General features: G+C 66.0%; 18 protein-coding genes. 11 read left to right on the top strand and 7 right to left on the bottom strand.

Annotation, left to right across the window (positions count from 1 at the left end; all coding sequences use genetic code 11):
- Window positions 1–11: 11 nt before the first annotated feature.
- From AC1RLU_RS12340 to AC1RLU_RS12295, 10 genes are all read left to right on the top strand, one after another.
- Window positions 12–620 (top strand): helix-turn-helix transcriptional regulator, encoded by a 609-nt coding sequence (locus AC1RLU_RS12340; protein WP_492795852.1) that lies wholly within the window; start codon window positions 12–14, stop codon window positions 618–620.
- A 113-nt stretch (window positions 621–733) separates the two neighbouring features.
- Window positions 734–1528 carry a bestrophin-like domain gene (locus AC1RLU_RS12335; protein ID WP_492795851.1) on the top strand — a complete coding sequence of 265 codons (795 nt, stop codon included), beginning with the start codon at window positions 734–736 and terminating at the stop codon, window positions 1526–1528.
- A gap of 123 nt (window positions 1529–1651) precedes the next feature.
- Entirely contained in the window at window positions 1652–3220 is a 1569-nt protein-coding gene (locus AC1RLU_RS12330; RefSeq protein WP_492795850.1) for an ABC transporter substrate-binding protein, read from the top strand.
- Between the two features lie 165 nt (window positions 3221–3385).
- Entirely contained in the window at window positions 3386–4363 is a 978-nt protein-coding gene (locus tag AC1RLU_RS12325; protein ID WP_492795849.1) for an ABC transporter permease, read from the top strand.
- Complete coding sequence (locus AC1RLU_RS12320) at window positions 4360–5196, top strand: ABC transporter permease (RefSeq protein WP_492795848.1); 837 nt, start codon at window positions 4360–4362, stop codon at window positions 5194–5196. Before AC1RLU_RS12325 ends, AC1RLU_RS12320 begins: the two co-directional genes overlap by 4 nt.
- Before the next feature lie 8 nt (window positions 5197–5204).
- Window positions 5205–6812 carry an ABC transporter ATP-binding protein gene (locus AC1RLU_RS12315; RefSeq protein WP_492795846.1) on the top strand — a complete coding sequence of 536 codons (1608 nt, stop codon included), beginning with the start codon at window positions 5205–5207 and terminating at the stop codon, window positions 6810–6812.
- Window positions 6813–6942: 130 nt separating this feature from the next.
- The gene (locus AC1RLU_RS12310) at window positions 6943–8232 is read left to right on the top strand and encodes an ArgE/DapE family deacylase (protein WP_492795845.1); all 1290 of its coding nucleotides are present in this window, start codon (window positions 6943–6945) and stop codon (window positions 8230–8232) included.
- Window positions 8229–9113 carry a DMT family transporter gene (locus AC1RLU_RS12305; RefSeq protein ID WP_492795844.1) on the top strand — a complete coding sequence of 295 codons (885 nt, stop codon included), beginning with the start codon at window positions 8229–8231 and terminating at the stop codon, window positions 9111–9113. The genes AC1RLU_RS12310 and AC1RLU_RS12305 overlap by 4 nt, the downstream gene beginning before the upstream one ends.
- A gap of 178 nt (window positions 9114–9291) precedes the next feature.
- The gene (locus AC1RLU_RS12300) at window positions 9292–9885 is read left to right on the top strand and encodes an ankyrin repeat domain-containing protein (RefSeq protein ID WP_082617237.1); all 594 of its coding nucleotides are present in this window, start codon (window positions 9292–9294) and stop codon (window positions 9883–9885) included.
- Window positions 9886–9901: 16 nt separating this feature from the next.
- Complete coding sequence (locus tag AC1RLU_RS12295) at window positions 9902–10375, top strand: nucleoside deaminase (protein ID WP_492795842.1); 474 nt, start codon at window positions 9902–9904, stop codon at window positions 10373–10375.
- 38 nt (window positions 10376–10413) lie between these two features.
- On the opposite strand, the gene AC1RLU_RS12290 is transcribed toward AC1RLU_RS12295, so the two are convergent.
- From AC1RLU_RS12290 to AC1RLU_RS12280, 3 genes are all read right to left on the bottom strand, one after another.
- Window positions 10414–10593, bottom strand: coding sequence for a hypothetical protein (locus AC1RLU_RS12290; protein WP_454031738.1), 180 nt, complete (start codon window positions 10591–10593; stop codon window positions 10414–10416).
- Between the two features lie 146 nt (window positions 10594–10739).
- The gene (locus AC1RLU_RS12285; RefSeq protein ID WP_492795841.1) at window positions 10740–11882 is read right to left on the bottom strand and encodes an ABC transporter substrate-binding protein; all 1143 of its coding nucleotides are present in this window, start codon (window positions 11880–11882) and stop codon (window positions 10740–10742) included.
- Window positions 11883–11887: 5 nt separating this feature from the next.
- Entirely contained in the window at window positions 11888–14116 is a 2229-nt protein-coding gene (locus tag AC1RLU_RS12280; protein ID WP_492795839.1) for a TonB-dependent siderophore receptor, read from the bottom strand.
- A 239-nt stretch (window positions 14117–14355) separates the two neighbouring features.
- Here AC1RLU_RS12280 and AC1RLU_RS12275 point away from each other — a divergent pair, with 239 nt between their 5' ends.
- Window positions 14356–15114: an AraC family transcriptional regulator gene (locus tag AC1RLU_RS12275; protein ID WP_492795837.1), complete on the top strand. Its 759-nt coding sequence runs from the start codon at window positions 14356–14358 to the stop codon at window positions 15112–15114.
- A 47-nt stretch (window positions 15115–15161) separates the two neighbouring features.
- On the opposite strand, the gene hydA is transcribed toward AC1RLU_RS12275, so the two are convergent.
- Genes hydA through AC1RLU_RS12255 form a run of 4 tightly spaced genes read right to left on the bottom strand, consistent with a single transcriptional unit; the run spans window position 15162 to window position 18718 of the window.
- Window positions 15162–16604, bottom strand: a complete 1443-nt coding sequence (gene hydA, locus AC1RLU_RS12270; RefSeq protein ID WP_492795836.1) for a dihydropyrimidinase — start codon at window positions 16602–16604, stop codon at window positions 15162–15164.
- A gap of 6 nt (window positions 16605–16610) precedes the next feature.
- On the bottom strand, window positions 16611–17351 hold the full coding sequence (locus AC1RLU_RS12265; RefSeq protein ID WP_492795834.1) for a GntR family transcriptional regulator: 741 nt from the start codon (window positions 17349–17351) through the stop codon (window positions 16611–16613).
- 35 nt (window positions 17352–17386) lie between these two features.
- Window positions 17387–18040, bottom strand: a complete 654-nt coding sequence (locus AC1RLU_RS12260) for an amino acid ABC transporter permease (protein ID WP_492795832.1) — start codon at window positions 18038–18040, stop codon at window positions 17387–17389.
- Between the two features lie 6 nt (window positions 18041–18046).
- Window positions 18047–18718, bottom strand: coding sequence for an amino acid ABC transporter permease (locus tag AC1RLU_RS12255; protein WP_091856072.1), 672 nt, complete (start codon window positions 18716–18718; stop codon window positions 18047–18049).
- Window positions 18719–18720: the final 2 nt, after the last annotated feature.

Below are 18720 nucleotides of genomic sequence, written 5' to 3'. Positions count from 1 at the left end.
TGGATATTGCGATGTCGCTTCACGTCTCGATTGCCGCCAGGACGAGCTACAGCCCGTTCCACGCACGCGCCCATGTCGCCCCCGATGCCTTCGGGCGGACTTCCAGGCCGGTTTTCGTCATCGATGCCGAGCTGAACCAGCGCTTCGGCAACTGCGGCGCGGCAGCGCTGACCCGCGACGGCCTGGGGGGCATCGACCGCTTCACTGCCAGCGACAAGGATTTCATGGCGCGGTTGCAGCTCTGGCTGAAGCGTTGCCGCACTGGCAGTGCGGCCGGCGAGATGCGGTTGCCGCTGGTGCTGCGCAACGGCCGCCAGATCGCGATCGACGCGGTCCATCTGACGAGCATCGAATTGTTCGTCCTGACGGTGGACGATCCCGAGAGCGCGATGGATCGCAACATCGCCCGTGTCAGCGAGGCCTGCGGCCTGACGCCGACCGAGGAGCGCATGCTCGTCCTGATGGTCGAGGGGCTCGACACGATCATTGCCGCCAAGCGGCTGGGTATCGCCCCGACCACCGCCCGGACCCATCTCCAGCGCCTGTTCGCCAAGACCGGCACGGCCCGGCAGAGCGAACTCGTCCGCTTCGTCGCGACCTATGTCGAGGAGCTCCGCTGAGCACGCGGGCTCCATGGCGAGGAATCCGTCGCCTCTGTTGACAGGGCCTGCGGTCGCACGCCCATCTGGGCCGGTATGCGCAGGGACCGCATCCGTCCGGAGCGATCGCGACCATGGCCGAGACGCTGGCAGCCTTCATTTTCTGCGCGTTGCTCAGCGGGAGCGCCATCTTCGGCGTCAAGCTGCGGGGCTGGCTGTCGGAGGAGCATCTCTCCGAACGCACGATGGAGGCGATCCGGCTGGTGACGAGCCTGCTCGTGACCTTCGCCGCCCTGGTGCTCAGCCTGCAGCTTTCCAGCGTCAAGGCGGCCTTCGATACGGCCTATCGCGATCGCAATGCCGATGCGGCTGGGCTCGCCCAGTTCGATGAATGCCTGCGCAGCTACGGGACCGAGGCAGATCCGATCCGGCTCGACCTGCGCAGCTATACGGCGGGTGTGATCGCAAGTACCTGGCCAGACGAGCCCAAACCCGCGGGCGTCTCCTATCCCGACACCGCTGCCATGGCACGCGAAGGCGCCGATCCCGCGCTCGGCGCCCTGATCGGCCGCATCGGCCGGGCGATCAACGGCCTGAACCCCGCCGATGCGCTTCGCGCCAACCTTGCTGCAGAGTGTCGAGCCACCTATCAGCGCGTGCAGCAACGGCGCTGGGCTGTGATCGAGGATGTGCGCGGCCCCATCTCGCCGCTGTTCACGAGTATCGTGACCTTTTGGCTGATGCTGGTCTTCCTGAGCTTCGGCCTGCAGATCCCGCGTCGCCGTCTCGCCGCGATCGTATTGGCAATCGGCATCGTCTCGATCTCCACGGTGATGTTCGTGATCACCGATCTCGAAACGCACTATGGCGGCCTCTTCGGCATTCCCAGCACCTCGATGCGCGATGCCCTTGCAAGCATGGCCCGCTGAGGTGCCCGATCGGTTGGCGCGGCGCTTGCCAAGAGGCGCGTGATCGGGTGCGATGGCGCCGGACGATCCGAACGGATCCGATTCAAACGATATGATCTCGATACGAGACAGGGGAACAGGCAGATGATCGCGAAGGCTACGGGTTTGGGATTCGGTTTGGCGCTTGCCGCCTCAGTGCTCGCGCTGGGCGCCGCGCAGGCGCAGGAGCCGAAGAAGGGCGGGACGGTCCATGTCGTCGTCCAGCCCGAGCCGCCGATGCTGATGCAGGGCCTTAACCAGAACGGCCCGACCAACATGGTCGCCGGCAATATCTACGAATCGCTGCTGCGCTATAACGAGAAGCTCGAGCCGCAGCCCTCGCTCGCCAAGAGCTGGGAGATCTCCCCGGACGCGAAGACCTACACCTTCAAGCTCCAGGAAGGCGTGAAATGGCATGACGGCAAGCCGTTCACGGCCGACGACGTCGTCTTCACCCTCGACAAGTTCCTGCGCGAGGTTCATCCGCGCTGGCGCCCGATCGTCAACGCCCAGGTCGAGAAGATCGAGAAGGTCGACGATCTCACCGTGAAGATCGTACTGAAGCAGCCCTTCGGCCCGCTGATCATCACGCAGGAGGTCGCCTCCGCGCCGATGATCCCCAAGCACATCTATGACGGCACGGATTATCGCGCCAACCCCGCCAACAATACGCCGATCGGCACCGGTCCCTTCAAGCTCAAGGAGTGGAAGAAGGGCTCCTATATCCACCTCGTCAAGAACGAGGACTACTGGCTGAAGGGCAAGCCGAACCTCGACGAGATCTACTGGCAGATCATTCCCGATGCAGCCGCTCGCGCCGTTGCCTATGAGACGGGCAAGGTCGATGTGCTGACCGGCGGCTCTGTCGATGTCTACGACGTCGCGCGCCTGTCGAAGCTGCCCAATACCTGCATGACCACCAAGGGCTGGGAGATGTTCGCTCCCCATGCCTGGATCACGCCCAACGTGCGCAACGGCATCCTCGGCAACAAGCAGTTCCGCCAGGGGCTGATGTACGCGATCGACCGCGAGTTCGGAAGGGACGTGGTCTGGGGCGGCCTCGGCAAGCTGCCGACCGGGCCGATCTCGTCCAAGACCAAGTTCTATTCCGCCGATGTGCCGAAATACACCTATGACCCCGCCAAGGCGAAGGAGCTGATCAAGGCCTCCGGCTACAAGGGCGAGACGATCAAGCTGCTCAACCTGCCCTATGGTGAGACCTGGAGCCGCTGGTCCGAGGCGATCAAGCAGAATTTCGAGGATGTCGGCGTCAAGATCCAGATCGAGAATACCGACGTGCCTGGCTGGACACAGAAGGCGTCGAACTGGGATTTCGACCTGAACTTCAACTTCCTCTACCAGCTCGGCGATCCCGCCATGGGCGTAGCCCGCTCCTACATTTCCTCCAATATTGCCAAGGGCAATCCCTTCGCCAATGTCGGCGGCTATTCCAATCCGGAAGTCGACAAGCTCTTCGCCGACGCGGCGATCGCACCGACCGACAAGGAGCGCCAGGACCTCTACACCAAGATCCAGAAGATCCTGGCCGATGAATTGCCGGTGCTCTGGCTGCTGGAGATGGATTTCCCGACCATCTATCGCTGCAACGTCAAGAACCTCGTCACCACCGGCATCGGCGTCGACGACGGCTTCCGCGACGCCTGGAAGGAGTAAGGTCAGCTCCGAGGGGCGCGTCATCCCGGACGCCGCGAAGCGGCGATCCGGGATCGTATCGGGGTTAGCCTATAAGGCCGCCCTATCCTGATGACGGTCCCGCGTCTGCGCAGCGGCACTTCGCGCCGCGGCGCGCGTGGGATGGCAGCTTCACGAAAGTCCTGAATGAACCTCGCGCAATTCCTCGCCGGCCGGCTCGTGAAGGGGATCATCGTCCTCTTCGCGATCGCGATCCTGAATTTCCTGCTGATCCGGGCGGCACCCGGCGACCCCGCGCAGGTCCTCGCCGGCGAGGCCGGCGCTGCCGATGCGCAGCTCCTCGAACAATTGCGCGCCCGTTTCGGCCTCGACCAGCCCTTCCTGACCCAGCTCTGGATCTACCTGAAGGGCTATCTCACCTTCGATCTCGGCTTCAGCTATCGCCAGCAGCAGCCGGTGCTGAGCCTGATCATGGAGCGCCTGCCGGCGACGCTGCTTTTGACCGGCGCGGCCTTCCTCGTCTCGCTCGTCGTCGGCACGGCGATGGGCGCGCTCGCCGCGCGCCGGGCCGGCAAATGGTCGGACAGCCTGATCACCACGCTGGCGCTGATGTTCTACGCGACGCCATTGTTCTGGGTGGCGCTGATGAGCCAGATCGTCTTCGCGCTGAAGCTCGGGCTCGTGCCCAATGTCGGCTACGAGACCATCGGCGCGAACTATACCGGTCTCGCCCGCGCGCTCGATATCGGCCAGCATCTCGTCCTGCCTGCGCTGACGCTCGGCCTGTTCTTCACCGCACTCTATGCCCGGATGATGCGCGCCTCGATGCTGGAGGTGGCTGGCGCCGATTTCGTCAAGACGGCCCGCGCCAAGGGTGTCTCGCAAGCCAGAGTCTGGCGCCGGCACGTCGCCCGCAACGCCATCCTGCCGGTGGTGACGCTGGCGGGCCTGCAGGCGGGGCAGCTCGTCGGCGGCGCGGTCCTGACCGAGACCGTCTTCGCCTGGCCGGGCATCGGCCGGTTGATGTTCGATGCGCTGGTCCAGCGCGACTATTCCGTCCTGCTCGGCGTCTTCTTCGTCTCCTCGGCGATGGTCGTCTGCTTCAACATCGCGACCGATCTGGTCTACCGGATCGTCGATCCGCGCATCGAGGCGCACGCATGAACTTCCTCAAGCGCTTCGCCCGCAACCGCGGCGCCGTCATCGGCATCCTCATCCTGCTTGCCGTCATCGCCTTCGCGATCCTGGCGCCGACGCTCTATCCGCAATCGCCCTGGCGGCCGGTGGCGCGGCCCTTCCTCGCGCCCTTCACCATGGAGCGCTTCCCGCTTGGCACCGACACGCTCGGCCGCAACCTCGCCTCCGGCCTCGTCCATGGCGCCCGCGTCTCGCTGATGATCGGCATGGTCTCGACGCTGGTCGCGCTGGTGATCGGCGTGCCGCTCGGCGCTGCCGCAGGCTATGCCGGCGGCTTCGTCGACGACGCGCTGATGCGCTTCACCGAGTTCTTCCAGACCATTCCCTCCTTCGCGCTTGCGATCGTGCTGGTCGCGATCCTGCAGCCGCAACTCGGCTCGATCGTGCTCGCGATCGGCGTGGTCAGTTGGCCGCCCGTGGCGCGATTGGTGCGAGGCGAGGTGCTCTCGCTGCGAAGTCGCGAATATGTCCAGGCAGCCGTCACCATCGGCCAGTCGACGCCGCGCATCATCTTCAGCCAGGTCCTGCCCAACACCATCGCGCCCATCATCGTCATGGGCTCGCTGATGATCGGCTCGGCGATCCTGCTGGAATCCTCGCTCTCCTTCCTCGGCCTCGGCGATCCCAACCTGATGAGCTGGGGCTACATGGTCGGCGCCGGCCGCACGCGCCTGCTCGACGCCTGGTGGATCTCGTTCTTCCCGGGCTTCGCGATCTTCCTGACGGTGCTCGCGCTCAATCTCGCCGGCGAGGGGCTGAACGATGCCTTGAACCCGCGCCTGGCCAGGGTGCGGGAATGACGGCGCGAATGAAAACGCCCGCGCTCTCCATCGAAGGCCTGACGCTGGCCCTGCCCGCGATGGCCGATCGCGCCCATGCCGTCGAGACCGTCACGCTCGCCATCCAGCCCGGTGAGACCCTCTGCGTCGTCGGCGAATCCGGCTCCGGCAAGTCGATGATCGCCCATGCGGTGATGGGTCTCTTGCCCAAGGCGGTGAAGCCGGTCGCGGGCCAGATGAGGCTCGCCGGCCGCGACATCCTCGCCCTCGACGAGCAGGCGATGCAGGAGGTGCGCGGTCGCGAGGTCGGCATGATCTTCCAGGAGCCGATGACCTCGCTCAACCCGGTCATGCGCATCTCCGACCAGATCGTCGAGACCTTCGAGGCCCATGGCCTGCACGACAGGGCGACGCGCCGGGCCCGCGCCATCGATCTCCTGACCGAGGTCGGCCTGCCCGATCCGCCGCGCCTCGCCAAGGCCTATCCGCACGAGCTCTCCGGCGGCCAGCGCCAGCGTGTGATGATTGCGATGGCGCTCGCGCTCGAACCCAAGCTCCTGATCGCCGACGAGCCGACCACCGCGCTCGACGTCACCACCCAGGCGCAGATCCTCAAGCTGATCGACAACCTGCGCCATCGCCACGGCACGGCCGTGCTCTTCATCACCCATGACATGGGCGTCGTCGCCGAGATCGCCGACCGTATCGCCGTGCTGGAAAAGGGCGTGCTGGTCGAGGAGGGCACGGCCGATCAGGTGCTGGGTTCTCCGCAACATCCCTACACGCAGAAGCTGCTTGCCGCCGTGCCCTCGCTGACGCCGGCCGTGCTGCCGCCGCTGCCGGATACCGCGCCGGTGATCAGCGTCGAGGGGCTCGGCAAGACCTATCGCAAGCGCTCGCTCTTCGGCGTGGCGCGCGAGGTCAAGGCGGCCGAGGACATCTCCTTCGCGCTTGTCCGTGGCGAGACGCTCGGTCTCGTCGGCGAATCCGGCTCGGGCAAGTCGACGGTCGGGCGCTGCTGCCTGCGCCTGATCGAACCCGATCGCGGCCGCATCGCGCTCGGCGATCTCGTCCTCTCCGAACTCAAACCCGCCGAACTACGACGCCAGCGCAAGCGCATCCAGATGGTCTTCCAGGACCCGTTCGCCTCGCTCAATCCGCGCCAGACTGTCGGCCGCATCATCTCTGACGGTCCCGTCGCCCACGGCACGCCGCGCAAGGAGGCACTGGCGCGGGCGAAGGAATTGCTGGAACTGGTCGGCCTCTCCGCCAATGCGATCGACCGCTACCCGCATGAGTTTTCGGGCGGCCAGCGCCAGCGCGTTGGCATCGCCCGGGCGCTGGCGCTCGAACCGGACGTGCTGGTCGCGGACGAGGCAGTGTCCGCGCTCGACGTCTCCGTGCAGGCCCAGATTCTCAAGCTGATCAAGGACATCCAGAGCCGGCTCGGCCTCGCCATCCTCTTCGTCACCCATGATCTGCGCGTCGCGGCGCAGATCTGCGACCGCATCGCGGTGATGCAGCGCGGGCGTATCGTCGAGAGCGGGCCGACGGCCGCGATCTTCGCCGACCCGCAGCACGCGTATACGCGGCAACTGCTGGCGGCGGTGCCGGGCGGCGGGCGCTTCGGGCACTAATGGGGCAGCGCTCCGCGTCATGGTCGGGCTTGTCCCGCCCATCCACGTCTTTCCCTTCATCCATGTCGTAAGGCGTGGATGCTCGGCACAAGGCCGAGCATGACGGATTCGGCCTAAGGAGATCTGCCCCATGCCTCTCGATCCCGCCTTGCGCGAAAAAATCCTCGCTGCCGTCGAGGCGGGCTTCGACGAGCAGGTCGCCTATACGCAGGAACTCGTCCGCTTCGCCTCGACCCGCGGGCAGGAGCACACGGTCCAGGATTTCATCTTCCGGGCGATGAAGCAGCGCGGCTTCACCATGGACCGCTTCGCCATGGACAGGGAAGCGATCGCCGCCCATCCCGGCGGTGCTCCCTTCTCCGAGACGCATTCGGAAGCTCCGATCGTCGTCGGCATCCATCGCCCCCGCGAGGAGAAGGGCCGCTCGCTGATCCTGCAGGCCCATGTCGACGTCGTCCCGGCCGGCCCTACCGATCAATGGAAGCATGCGCCCTTCGATCCCGTGATCGAGGGCGACTGGATGTATGGTCGCGGCAGCGCCGACATGAAGGCCGGCTCCGCCGCCAATCTCTTCTGCCTCGATGCGCTGCGCCGCATCGGCATGCAGCCGGCGGCGACGGTCTATGTCGAATCCGTCGTCGAGGAGGAATCAACCGGCAACGGCGCGCTGATGACGCATTTGCGCGGCTATCGCGCCGAGGCCGCGCTGATCCCCGAGCCGGAATACGAGATGCTGGCCCGCGCCAATGCTGGCGTGCTCTGGTTCCAGTTCGAGGTGCGCGGCATCCCGGCCCATGTCCGCGAGATGGGCACCGGCGCCAATGCGATCGACGCAGCCTATCGGGTCGTTGGAGCGCTGCGCAAGCTCGAGGAGCAGTTCAACATCGAGAAGGCCGGCCGCGAGCATTTCGAGGATGACCCGCATCCGATCAACCTGAACATCGGCAAGATCGAGGGTGGCGACTGGGCCTCCTCCGTGCCGTGCTGGTGTCGTGTCGACTGTCGCGTCGGGCTCTATCCCGGTGTCACCGCCAAGGAGACGGCGCAGCGCATCGAGGATTGCATCCGCGAAGCTGCGCGCGGCGATTCCTTCCTGGCCAACAATCCCCCGAAGGTCACCTTCAACGGATTCTGGGCCGAGGGTTATGTGCTGGAGCCCGGCAGCGAAGCCGAGGCCGTGCTCGCGCGCGCCCATGAGGCAGCGCTCGGCAAGCCGCTCAAGAGCTTCATGACGGCGGCCTATCTCGATACCCGCGTCCACGCGCTCTACGACAAGATTCCGGCGCTCTGCTACGGCCCGATGGGCGAGAACATCCATGCCTTCGACGAACGCGTCAGCCTCGCCTCGGTGAAGCGCATCACCGGCGCCATGGCGCTCTTCGTGGCCGAATGGTGCGGGCTCGAAAGCATCGAGGGGTGAGCGAGGGCAAGCCGGGCAGGGCGCTGCTGCTTGTCCCGCTGCTCGGCCTGCTCTGGGGCTTCAACTGGCCGGCGGTGCGGATATCGCTGACCGAGATCGCGCCCTGGACCTTGCGCGCCGCCGGGATGAGCTTCGCCGGCCTCGTCCTTGTCGCGGTCGCTCTCACGCGCGGCGTTCCGCTCGCGGTGCCGCGCGGGCAGTGGCTACGATTGGTCGTTGCCGGCTTCCTCTCGATCGCGGCTTTCAACGTGCTGCTCGCCTTCGCGCAGCTCGCCGCGCCGACCTCGCGCGCCGCCATCCTGACCTTCACCATGCCGATCTGGGCGACGCTGCTCGCCCGCTTCGTGCTGGGTGAGGCCTTCGACGGCAGGCGCCTCGCCGGGCTCGCGCTCGGCATCGCCGGGCTCATCTGCCTCGGCCTGCCCTTGATCCTGGTGGGGCAGCTCTCCTTCGGCCTGATGCTGGCGCTACTCGCGGCGGTGAGCTGGGCGCTCGGCACGATCGTGACCAAGCGCTGGCCGGTCTCCGCCCCGGCGCTGACGATCGCCGCCTGGCAATTATTGATCGGCGGGCTCGTCGCCGGCATCGGCATGCTCGTCTTCGAGGGCCTGCCCGTGCCGAAGCTGCTCTCGCCGCGCGTGCTGACGGCGCTGAGCTTCCACATCATCGGCGCGCAGGCACTGGCCTATTTCCTCTGGTTCACGGTGGTGGCGCGCCTGCCGGCTGGGATCGCGAGCCTGGGCACGCTGATGGTACCGGCGATCGGCGTGCTCGGTTCGGTGCTGCTGCTTGCCGAGCGGCCGACGCCGACCGATTGGTTCGGCCTCGCTTTGGTGATCGCAGCTTCCGGCGCGATCCTGGTTCCGGCCCGGCGGCCATGAGCCCAGGTGCCATGTCCGATGTCTCCGGCTATCTTTCCCGTCGAAGCGCGTCGGGTCGGGTCTACCGGAACGGCGCCGGTCGCAGTCCAGGGAGACGGAATTGCCCCGATTTTCGCCGATCCTGGCCTTTGTTGTTCTCCTGCTGGCCTTCGGCCCGCAGACAGTATCCGGACAAGCCATGACCGAAACCAGATTGCACGCCGCTGCGGCCAGGGATGATGTCGCCACGATCAAGCGGCTGCTCGTCGAGGGCGCAGTGATCGACGCACGCGACGCGCGCGGCCGGACCGCCCTGCTGGTCGCGACCCATGAGAATCGCGTCGACGCCGCCCGCGCCCTGATCGAGGCCGGCGCCGACGTCAACGCCAAGGACGGGATGAACGACAGCCCTTATCTCTATGCCGGTGCGCGCGGCCACCTCGCCATCCTCAAACTGACGCTGGAGCATGGCGCGGACCTGAAGAGCACCAATCGCTACGGCGGTACGGCGCTGATCCCGGCCTGCGAGCGTGGCCATGTCGAGACGGTCCGCACCCTGATCGCGGCCGGCGTTGCGGTCGATCACATCAACAATCTCGGCTGGACCGGGCTTTTGGAGGCGATCATCCTGAGCGATGGCGGCGACAGGCATCAACAGATCGTCAAGGACCTGCTCGCGGCCGGTGCGAATGTGAACCTCGCCGACCGCGATGGCGTGACCCCGCTCCAGCACGCCCGCAGCCGCGGCCAGGCCGGGATGCAGCAGATCCTGCTCGCGGCCGGGGGGCGTTGAACTGAAGGGTGCGATCATGAATCAGGCACAGCGGTTTCTCTGCGAGGCGATCGAACTTGCGCGGTCCAATATGGACAAGGGCGGCCGGCCCTTCGGGGCCGTGATCGTCCGGGAGGGCGAGGTGATCGCGACCGGCGTCAACGAGATCGTCGCGACCAACGACCCGACCGCCCATGCCGAGCTGACCGCCTTGCGCGCGGCGAGCCGCAAGCTGGCTTCGCCGAGCCTCGCCGGCTGCGTGGTCTATGCCAGCGGCCATCCTTGCCCGATGTGCATGGCGGCGATGCGGATCGCCGGCGTCAGCGAGGTCTACTATGCCTATTCCAACGATGACGGCGCGCCCTATGGCCTGTCGAGCGCGGCGGTCTATGCCGATCTGGCAAAGCCTTTCGCCGAGCAGTCGATGAAGATCGCCTATAAGCCGGTTCGCCTCGAAGGCGGGCCCGATCTCTATGCCGAATGGAAGCGGCGTCAGGCAGGGCCGACCTGAGGCCATGGCTCCCTCGCGGTAGGGAGCCCTGATGGGGTCTAGCGGAGCTTCGCGATCCTGATTCCGTCGAGCTTTGCGCGGTCCTTGATGGACTCTTCGCTTCGTGTCATCGCTTTCGCAATCGCCTTCAGGGCCATGCCCTTTCCGGCCAGCAACCTCAGCTTCTGGAGTTCCTCGGCTGTCCAGGGTTGGCGATGCCGTTCAAATCGCTCGGTCACAATCTACTCCGCTTCGCGGTCACGCCTGATCGGTCGACCTATAATGGCATGAGGGTGCCGATTGATCGATACGTGCTGCCAGCGACGGTCGACCAGTGTACCTGACGCGAAGGCTGGAACGGAGTCCATCCGCTCGCCGCGATGGCTCACCGCCGGGGGGCATGTCTTCCGGTGGAGATCCAGAATGTTCCCTCCAGCGGCGCCGCCAGGAATCGGCTGTTGATCTCGCGCAGGGTGGCGCCCAGGTCGATATCCGCGAAGATTCCTGGGTGCTGCCATTTTGCCAAAGCCTCGATTGCAACGACATGCGCGGGCGTATGGACGAAGAGGTGCCAGAGACCATGGGCGCGACCCTGCGCGACGGCATCCAGAGCCGCGAGGTCGCGACCTTCGAGGCGTCTGGCGAAGCTGCGGGCGGCTTTCTCCGCCGGTACGGCCGGGCCAAGCGCGAAGGCTTCGGCGTCGGCATTGTCGGAGGTCGTGGTCGCGACGTAGACTTTGGGATTGCGCGTCAGGACGAACTCCAGGCTGAGTTGTCCGACCGCGCCGGGAATCTTCTCCGCGCCGATGTTTTCGCCCCCGGCCAGACGAATGAAGCCGTCGATCGTGCCGGGGCCGGCGGAAAAGCAGCATTCGGGCCTTGCCGCGAAAGCATGCAGGAAAACCGAAGGACGCTCGGCAGTATTCTTGGCCAGCCGTGTCGCGATACGGTCGAGATGCTCGCGATAGAAGGCGATGAACGCCTCCGCCTGCGCCTCGCGCCCGATGAGCTTGCCGAGGATGCGCAGGCTCGGCTCCGTGCTCTTCAGGGGGTCGAGGAAGAAATCCACGATGGCGACCTGGATGCCCGCCGCCTCCAGCTTCGCGATGCCCGGGGCGGCGTCGGAACCGTAGCGATAGGCGTCGAAACGGCTGAGTAGGACGAGATCCGGCTGGCGCGCGATGATCGTTTCGATGCCGATGGCCTCGAAGGAGCCACGGCCGACGACCGGAACCCGGTCGATCGCCGGAAACCGGCCGCGCAGGATCGCAGGCTGGATCGCATTGGCGCCGCCCTCCGCCCAGCCTGCGAGCAGGCTGACGGGGTCGGGATGCAGCAGCGACAGCGCATCAAGGCTGACCCAGGCGCCGAGGACGATCCGCTTCGCCGGCTCCTTGAGAACCACCTCGCGGCCGGCGAGATCGGTGACGCGGATGTCCTTCGCCGCGGCCGGCGCAGCAAGCAGCAGCGAGAGGGCGAGGCCGACCAGCGCGGCCGCGCGCCTCCCAAGTCCGGTCGCGCGGTTCATGATCCTCACCAGCGATAGCTCAGCGTTGCCAGCACCGTGCGGCGCGAACCCAGCGTGCAGCCCGGGACGTTGCCGCATTGCGAGACGTAGTAGCGGTCGAACAGGTTCTTGGCGACGACCGACAGCTTGGCGCCGTTCAAGGCCGGCATCAGCTTGCCGAGATCGTAACCGATGGTGGCGTCGACCAGCGTATAGGACGGGATGCGCACGGTGTTGTTGGTGTCGTAGGTGCTGCCGACGAACCTGACGCCGCCGCCAAGCGACAGGCCGGCAAAGGGGCCGCCCTGGATCGCATAGTCGGCCCAGAGCGAGCCCTGATGCATCGGTGTGCCCGGCAGCCGCTTGCCGATATCGGTTGCGATCGAGCTCTTGGTGATCTCGTGGTCGAGGAAGGCATAGGAGGCGATCAGCCCGAGGCCTTCGGTCAGCTGCGCCCTGGCCTCGACGTCGAAGCCGCGCACGGAAACCTCGCCGAGCTGGACCTGCGCGAAGGGATGCGCCGGGTTCGGATCGCCCGTCAGCGTATTGTCCTGGCGAATGTCGAACACCGCGGCGGTGAGGGAGGCATTCATCCATGCCGGCTGATATTTGACGCCGGCCTCGTATTGCCGGGAAGTCAGCGGCTTGAAGGCCGCGCCGGAAAAGTCGGTCGCCGCCGTCGGCTGGAACGACGTGGAAACGCTGACATAGGGTGCGATGCCGTTGTCGAAGACGTAGCTCAACCCGGCACGGCCGCTGAAGGCGCGGTCCGTCGTCGAGGTGCGGGCCAGCGTATTGGTCGTCAGGGTCTGCGTGCGCGTCCGGGTCTCGGCGATGTCGTAGCGGCCGGAGAAGGTCGCAATCCAGCGGTCGAGCTTGATCTGGTCCTGTGCATAGAAGCCGAGCTGGCGCAGTTCCGCATCCTTGCGCTGGAAGTTGATGCCGGGATCGGCGACGGGCGCGCCATAGACCGGGTTGAAGATCTGGATCGAGGGCGCCGGGCCGCGGCCGACATCGTATTGGCTGATCTCGTTGCGGTAATCGAGGCCGATGAGCGCGGTATGCGACAGCGGGCCGGTGCCGAATTTGGCCTCCAGCCGGTTGTCGAGCGTGAAGGCGCGCGCCGCGGCGTCGATGCGGAAGGCGGCGCGGTTCAGCGTGCGGTTGTCGGCCAGCAATTCGCCGTTGCGGTTGAGCGCCCGCAGATAGACGTCGTTCTGGGTGTAGCGCAGGTTCTGGCTGAAGGTCAGGCTGTCGTTGAAGCGATGCTCGAAGGCATAGCCGATCGAGCCCTGGTCGCGCTCGAAGCGGTCGAAGCCCGGCTCGCCGGCATAGCGGTTCCAGGGCAGGCGACCATTGACGGGATTGGGATGGAGCGTGCCGGAGGTCGGCAGGTAATTGAAGCTGGTCTTGCCGTTGCGCTCGCGCAGGTACTGGCCCATCACCGTCAGCGTGGTGTCGGCGCTCGGGCGCCAGGTGAAGGCCGGCGCGATGAAGAGCCGGTCGTCGTCGATGAAATCGGTCTGCGTTCCGGAATTCCGTGCGAGCCCGGTCAGACGATACAGGAAGGTGCCTTGCGGATCGATCGGCCCCGACAGGTCGAAGGCCCCCTGAAGGCGCCCGAAGCTGCCCGTCTGGAGCTGGACTTCGCGCAGCGGCGTGGCGGTGGGGCGCTTGCTGACCATGTTGACGAGGCCGCCCGGGCCGCTCTGGCCGTAGAGGACGGAGGAAGGGCCCTTGAGAACCTCGACGCGCTCCAGCCCATAGGGCTCGACGACCGAGGTCGTCCAGTCGGCCGTGGCCGCGCCGTCGGGCAGGCGCAATCCGTCGAGGAAGAGATCGCCCTTGAAGCCGCGGATCTGCGTGTAGCTGTCGAATTGCGAGGCGGCTCCATAGGTCTCGCCGCGAACGCCTGCGGTGTAACGCAAGGACTCGCTCACGCTCTGGGCCCCTTGCGCGCGGATCTGGTCGGCCGTGACGACGTTGACGGTCTGCGGCACTTCGATGAGCGGCGTGTCGGTCTTGCTGCCGGTGGCGCTGCGGGTCGCGACATAGCCATTGACCGGGCCGAGTGCCTGCTCGCGGGTGCCTTGCACCTCGATGGTGTCGAGGCGGATCGCAGGCTCGCTCTGCTGGGCCGAGGCGCCCGTAGCAAGCGCAACGAACAGCGCCGGCAGTGAAATCTGTGACAGGGCACAGGCGCGAACGCTTCTTTGTATCGCGGTGAAGCGCCGGAATACGGTGATGTATAGCATACGCGTCGTCGGCCCTGGATTTGAATTTAAGCTATGTTTCTTGACGAATACCCTTGCGTCGATCTAGTTTGAACTGATTATAAACTAGATCGACTGCTCTTGAATTATAGCTGCGATCCTTCTACGGACGTGGATCATAATTGACCGTGTCCGGGTCAAATTTGGTCGCACTCATGCGCGTTCGGGAAAAACCACCGAGTTCGGATCAAGCGGGTCCGCAGACCGTCGACAGACTGTGGTTGAGCGAGGAAACGCCTCGTCCGGTCACGGTCCTGCACCAGTCGTTTCTCAACGGCGCCCGCACACGCTGGCACAGCCATCGCCGCATCGAGCTGCTCCATGCCTCCGGCGGGCTGCTCCTGCTCCATACGGAGATCGGCACCTGGACGGTCCCGTCGGGCTATGCGCTCCTCGTGCCGGCCGACCTGCCGCATGAGCTGGCGGCCTATGGCTGCTGCGAAATGCGGGCGGCTTTCTTCACCGGCGAGGCGCTCGGCGATGCCGTTCCGCGCAGTTGTCGCGTGATCGCCGTCTCGGAATTGCTCGACGTCTCGCTGCGCGCCCTGGCGAGCGGGCCCTTGCTCTACGATCTCGGTGGCCGCGGCGGGCATCTTGCGGCGCTGATCGTCGACGAGATCCGTGAAGCCAGCGAGATCCAGATCGCGCTGCCGATGCCGCAGACGCCGCCCTTGCGGAAACTGGCTCGCGACATGATCCAGAAGCCGGCGCTTGCCCACGATCTGGATGGCTGGGCGGAGCAGACCGGCGTCAGCCGCTCCACCTTCACGCGCCGCTTTCGCGGTGAGACCGGATTGAGCTTCGCGGAGTGGCGGCGGCGGTTACGCATGCTCCATACGCTGACGCTCCAGGCAAACGGCGTCCCCTTGCGACAAGCGGCAGTGACCGCCGGCTACCGAAATGCCAATGCGCTGCGCGACATGATGCGCCGGACGCTGACGACGACGGTCTTGCCACCATCGCCGGAGCTGGACAGATGAAATTGTTCAGCCCGGCTTGATGGGGGATCAACTGGCCACTGACTGCCTCACCAGGCGAGGCCGAAGGCTTCCAGCTCCTTTTCCGCATCGGTCCGGTCCTGATGAGGGGCGGTCGCCGTCGCCGGCAGGAAACGGCCGCGCCCGCGTGTGCCGCAGAACTCGTGATAGCGGCTGATCACCTCGCCACGGCTCAGCGTGACCGCCGGCCAGGCCGTGACCTTCAGGCCTTCATAGGGGGTGAAGTCTACGTTGTGATGCATCATCGCGTTGTCGATGACGCGGTCGTAATTCTCGTCCCAGATGCACAGATCGGCGTCGGCTCCGATGGTGAGATCGCCCTTGCGCGGTGCCAGCCCGTAGATTCGTGCGGCATTGGTCGATGTCAGCTGGACGAATTCAGGCAGGCTGATCCGGCCTTCCTTGACGCATTGCGTGAACAGCAGCGGCATGCGGATCTCGACGCCGGGCACGCCGCTGGCGATCTTGTCGAAGCTCGCGCCGAAGCCGTTCGGGAATTTCTCGACCTCGTCGAACCTGTAGGGCGAGTGATCCGAGGAGAGTACGTCGATGCGCCCGTCGGCGACCGCGCGCCAGAGCTCGGCGCGGTTGGCCGCGTCGCGGATGGGCGGGCTGAAGATGCCCTTGGCGCCCTCATGGCCGGGCTTGTCCAGCAGGCTGCCGTCGAGCGTCAGGTACTGGGTGCAGGTCTCGACGAAGAGCGTGGTGCCTCGGGCGCGTGAGAGCGCGACCACGTCGAGTGACCGCCCGGTCGAGACATGCACGATCATGGTCGGCACGTTGAACAGTTCGGCGTAGGCGCAGATCCGGAACACGGCCTCGGCCTCGGCGATGGTCGGCCGCGAGGCGAGATGGAATTTCGGCGCGACATGGCCCTGCGCCAGCAATCGCTGGGTCACATGGTCGATGATGTCGGTGTTCTCGCAATGGACCATGACCATGAAGCCGTGCCGGCGGGCGGCGGCGAAGACTGTGACGATGTCGCGATCGGCGATCCCGACGGCGGCATAGGTCGTGAAGATCTTCAGCGAGCGCAGGCCCCCTGCCGCGGCCTCGGCGAGGTCGCGGTCGAAATCGGGATGGGACGGGTCGGTGACGACGATGTGGAAATTATAGTCGAGCACCGACTTCCGCGCGCGCTCGTGATAGTCGGCCGCCGCCCAGGCGATCCCTTCGCCGCGATGCTGCGGGGCGAAGGGCAGGACCGTCGTCGTGCCGCCGCAGGCGGCCGAGACCGTTCCCGAATAGAAGTCGTCGGCATTGATCCGGCCCTGGCCCTTGCGCTGGTCGATATGGAGATGGCTGTCGACGCCGCCCGGCGTGACCAGCCAGCCAGCCGCGTCGATGATCTCCGGTGCCTTGTCGCCGATGGCGCCGAGCGCGGCGATCCGGCCGTCGCGGATGCCGATATCGGCGTTGAAGACGTCGCTGGAGCTGGCGCAGCGGGCATTGCGGATGACAAGATCGAACATGGAATTCTACCGGCTTGAGCTGACGAAGCGACCGCCCGGTCTGGGCACGAGATCGACGACGAGGCTGTAATTGGTCGGGTGGAAGATGCCGTCGATGACGATGAGCGGCCTGTCGGAGCGGTCGTAATAGAGGCGGCGCGAGGCGACCAGGGCCGTGCCTGCGGGCACGCCGAGATTCGAGGCCTGCTCGGCATCGGCGACGATCGCGCCCAGAGTCTGCTGCCCGCGCTGGATCGCGAGCCCGGCCCGGCGCAAACGCACCACGGTCTGCTGCTCGCCCGGCGGCAATTCGGCGTCGTCGACGCGGGGCGAGACCGAGACGGGAATATGGGACGTGCCGATCATCAGCGGCTTGCCGGCCTGCAGGATGAGCGAACGATAGCGGGTCGCAGGCCCCCGGTCGGCCGGCGCGAACAGGGCAGCAATATCGGGCGCCGGCTCAACGTCGTCGATCGCCAATGTCTGGAAGCTCAGGCGCTCGTCGGCGATCAGGATATCATCGAGATAGCCGCGCAGCCGCACGCTCTGGCCGACCTTGACGCGGTCGTTGACATAGGTCCCGAGGCCCTGGAGCTTCATCACGACGCCGCCGGCCGAGAGCTCCTCCATCGCCTTGCGGATCGTCGCCCGGCTGACCCCGTAGCGGGCCTGCAGCTCCGTCTCCGAGGGAAGCTGTTCGCCGACCGGGAAGTCGCCGCGCTCGATCGCTCCCATGATGTCGGCCTGGATCTGCAGATGAAGCGGCACGGGCATAGCGTTTCCGATGTTGCGGGGGGCGGTGTTCATGCCGGCTTGAAGGGCTGGCGCTTCTCTATCAGCGAAAGCAAGCGCACGAAGGGCCAGAATATCGCGAGATAGACCAGGGCGGCCATGAGCAGGGGCGTCGGATCATAAACCGCTCCTTGCGCGATTCGCGCGTTGCGCAGCAGTTCGGCGATCGCGACGACCGATGCAAGCGAGGTCGCCTTGGCGAGCTCGAGGACATTGCTGAGCAGGGGCGGGCGCACCTTCTTCAGCGCCTGGGGCAGGGCGACATAGGCGAGCACCTGAAAGCCGTTCAGGCCGGTTGCCTGCGCAGCCTCGTACTGGCCCTTCGGCACGGCCGCGAGCCCCGCCCGGACGATCTCGGCGAAATAGGCCGAGCCGTTCAGCGTCATCGCCAGGACGAAGGCCGGTATCTCGGGCAGGCGCAGGCCCAGGAAGGGCAGGGCATAGAATACGAAGATGATCAGGACGAGCGGCGGGAAGGCGCGGAAGAAATCGATGTAGAGATAGGCGGCGAGCCGCGCCGGCCGCGAGGCCGAATTCGCGACGATGGCGACCAGCGTGCCCACGCCGAAGGCCAGCGGCACGATCAGGATCGCGAGCAGGAGCGTGACCTTCAGCCCCGAGAGCAGGTAGGGAATGGTCAGCGCGACAGTGTCGGGGTGAAACATGGTGCCTTACCTCTTCACCGCATAGCGGCTCTCGATGTGCCGGCTGAGCACGACCAGCGGCGCGAACACGGCCAGGTAGAACAGGGCGGCGACGGTAAGCGGCGTCGGGTTGGCATAGAGCGCCTGCTGGCTCGACGCCTGGTTCAGCAGTTCCGAGACCGAGACGACGGAGGCGAGCGCCGTGTTCTTGGTGATGCTGATCGTCTTGTTGGTCAGCGGCGGGATGACCATCTGCACCGCCTGGTAGAGCACGATGTAGAACAGCGTCTGGGTGAAGGTCAGGCCGGTCGAGAGCCCGCCCTCCCACTGGCCCTTCGGAACCGAGGTGATGCCGGCCCAGAAGATCTCCTCGGAGAACGCGGCGAGCACAAGGCCGAGCGTCAGCACCGTCGCCCAATAGGCGTCGATTCGGATTTCGTATTCCGGCAGCACGAAATAGATGCAGATCAGGATCACCAGCGCCGGCAGCGAACGCAGGATGTCGACGAAGGCGACGATCAGCAGGTTCAGCGCCGTGATGCCGTAGGCGCGGGCGCAGGCGAGTGCGAGCCCGAGCGACAGCCCGAACAGGATCGTCAGGGCGGACAACTGCAGCGTGACGAGGAAGCCCTGGAACAGGAAGGGCAGCACGGCGGCTGCGATGGTGCCGTCGAAGAAGAACTTGCCGATCTCGCCCATTT

The organism is Allobosea sp. GW822-FHT05A11 (assembly GCF_058800455.1).
The sequence above is the reverse complement of the archived record's forward strand: the minus strand, read 5'-3'. Positions and strand labels throughout refer to the sequence as shown.

Coding starts and splice junctions, on each gene's coding strand:
- AC1RLU_RS12340 (WP_492795852.1), top strand. CDS start 12: ATGTCGCTTCACGTCTCGATTGCCGCCAGGACGAGCTACAGCCCGTTC.
- AC1RLU_RS12335 (WP_492795851.1), top strand. CDS start 734: ATGGCCGAGACGCTGGCAGCCTTCATTTTCTGCGCGTTGCTCAGCGGG.
- AC1RLU_RS12330 (WP_492795850.1), top strand. CDS start 1,652: ATGATCGCGAAGGCTACGGGTTTGGGATTCGGTTTGGCGCTTGCCGCC.
- AC1RLU_RS12325 (WP_492795849.1), top strand. CDS start 3,386: ATGAACCTCGCGCAATTCCTCGCCGGCCGGCTCGTGAAGGGGATCATC.
- AC1RLU_RS12320 (WP_492795848.1), top strand. CDS start 4,360: ATGAACTTCCTCAAGCGCTTCGCCCGCAACCGCGGCGCCGTCATCGGC.
- AC1RLU_RS12315 (WP_492795846.1), top strand. CDS start 5,205: ATGAAAACGCCCGCGCTCTCCATCGAAGGCCTGACGCTGGCCCTGCCC.
- AC1RLU_RS12310 (WP_492795845.1), top strand. CDS start 6,943: ATGCCTCTCGATCCCGCCTTGCGCGAAAAAATCCTCGCTGCCGTCGAG.
- AC1RLU_RS12300 (WP_082617237.1), top strand. CDS start 9,292: ATGACCGAAACCAGATTGCACGCCGCTGCGGCCAGGGATGATGTCGCC.
- AC1RLU_RS12295 (WP_492795842.1), top strand. CDS start 9,902: ATGAATCAGGCACAGCGGTTTCTCTGCGAGGCGATCGAACTTGCGCGG.
- AC1RLU_RS12285 (WP_492795841.1), bottom strand. CDS start 11,882: ATGAACCGCGCGACCGGACTTGGGAGGCGCGCGGCCGCGCTGGTCGGC.
- AC1RLU_RS12280 (WP_492795839.1), bottom strand. CDS start 14,116: ATGCTATACATCACCGTATTCCGGCGCTTCACCGCGATACAAAGAAGC.
- hydA (WP_492795836.1), bottom strand. CDS start 16,604: ATGTTCGATCTTGTCATCCGCAATGCCCGCTGCGCCAGCTCCAGCGAC.
- AC1RLU_RS12260 (WP_492795832.1), bottom strand. CDS start 18,040: ATGTTTCACCCCGACACTGTCGCGCTGACCATTCCCTACCTGCTCTCG.
- AC1RLU_RS12255 (WP_091856072.1), bottom strand. CDS start 18,718: ATGGGCGAGATCGGCAAGTTCTTCTTCGACGGCACCATCGCAGCCGCC.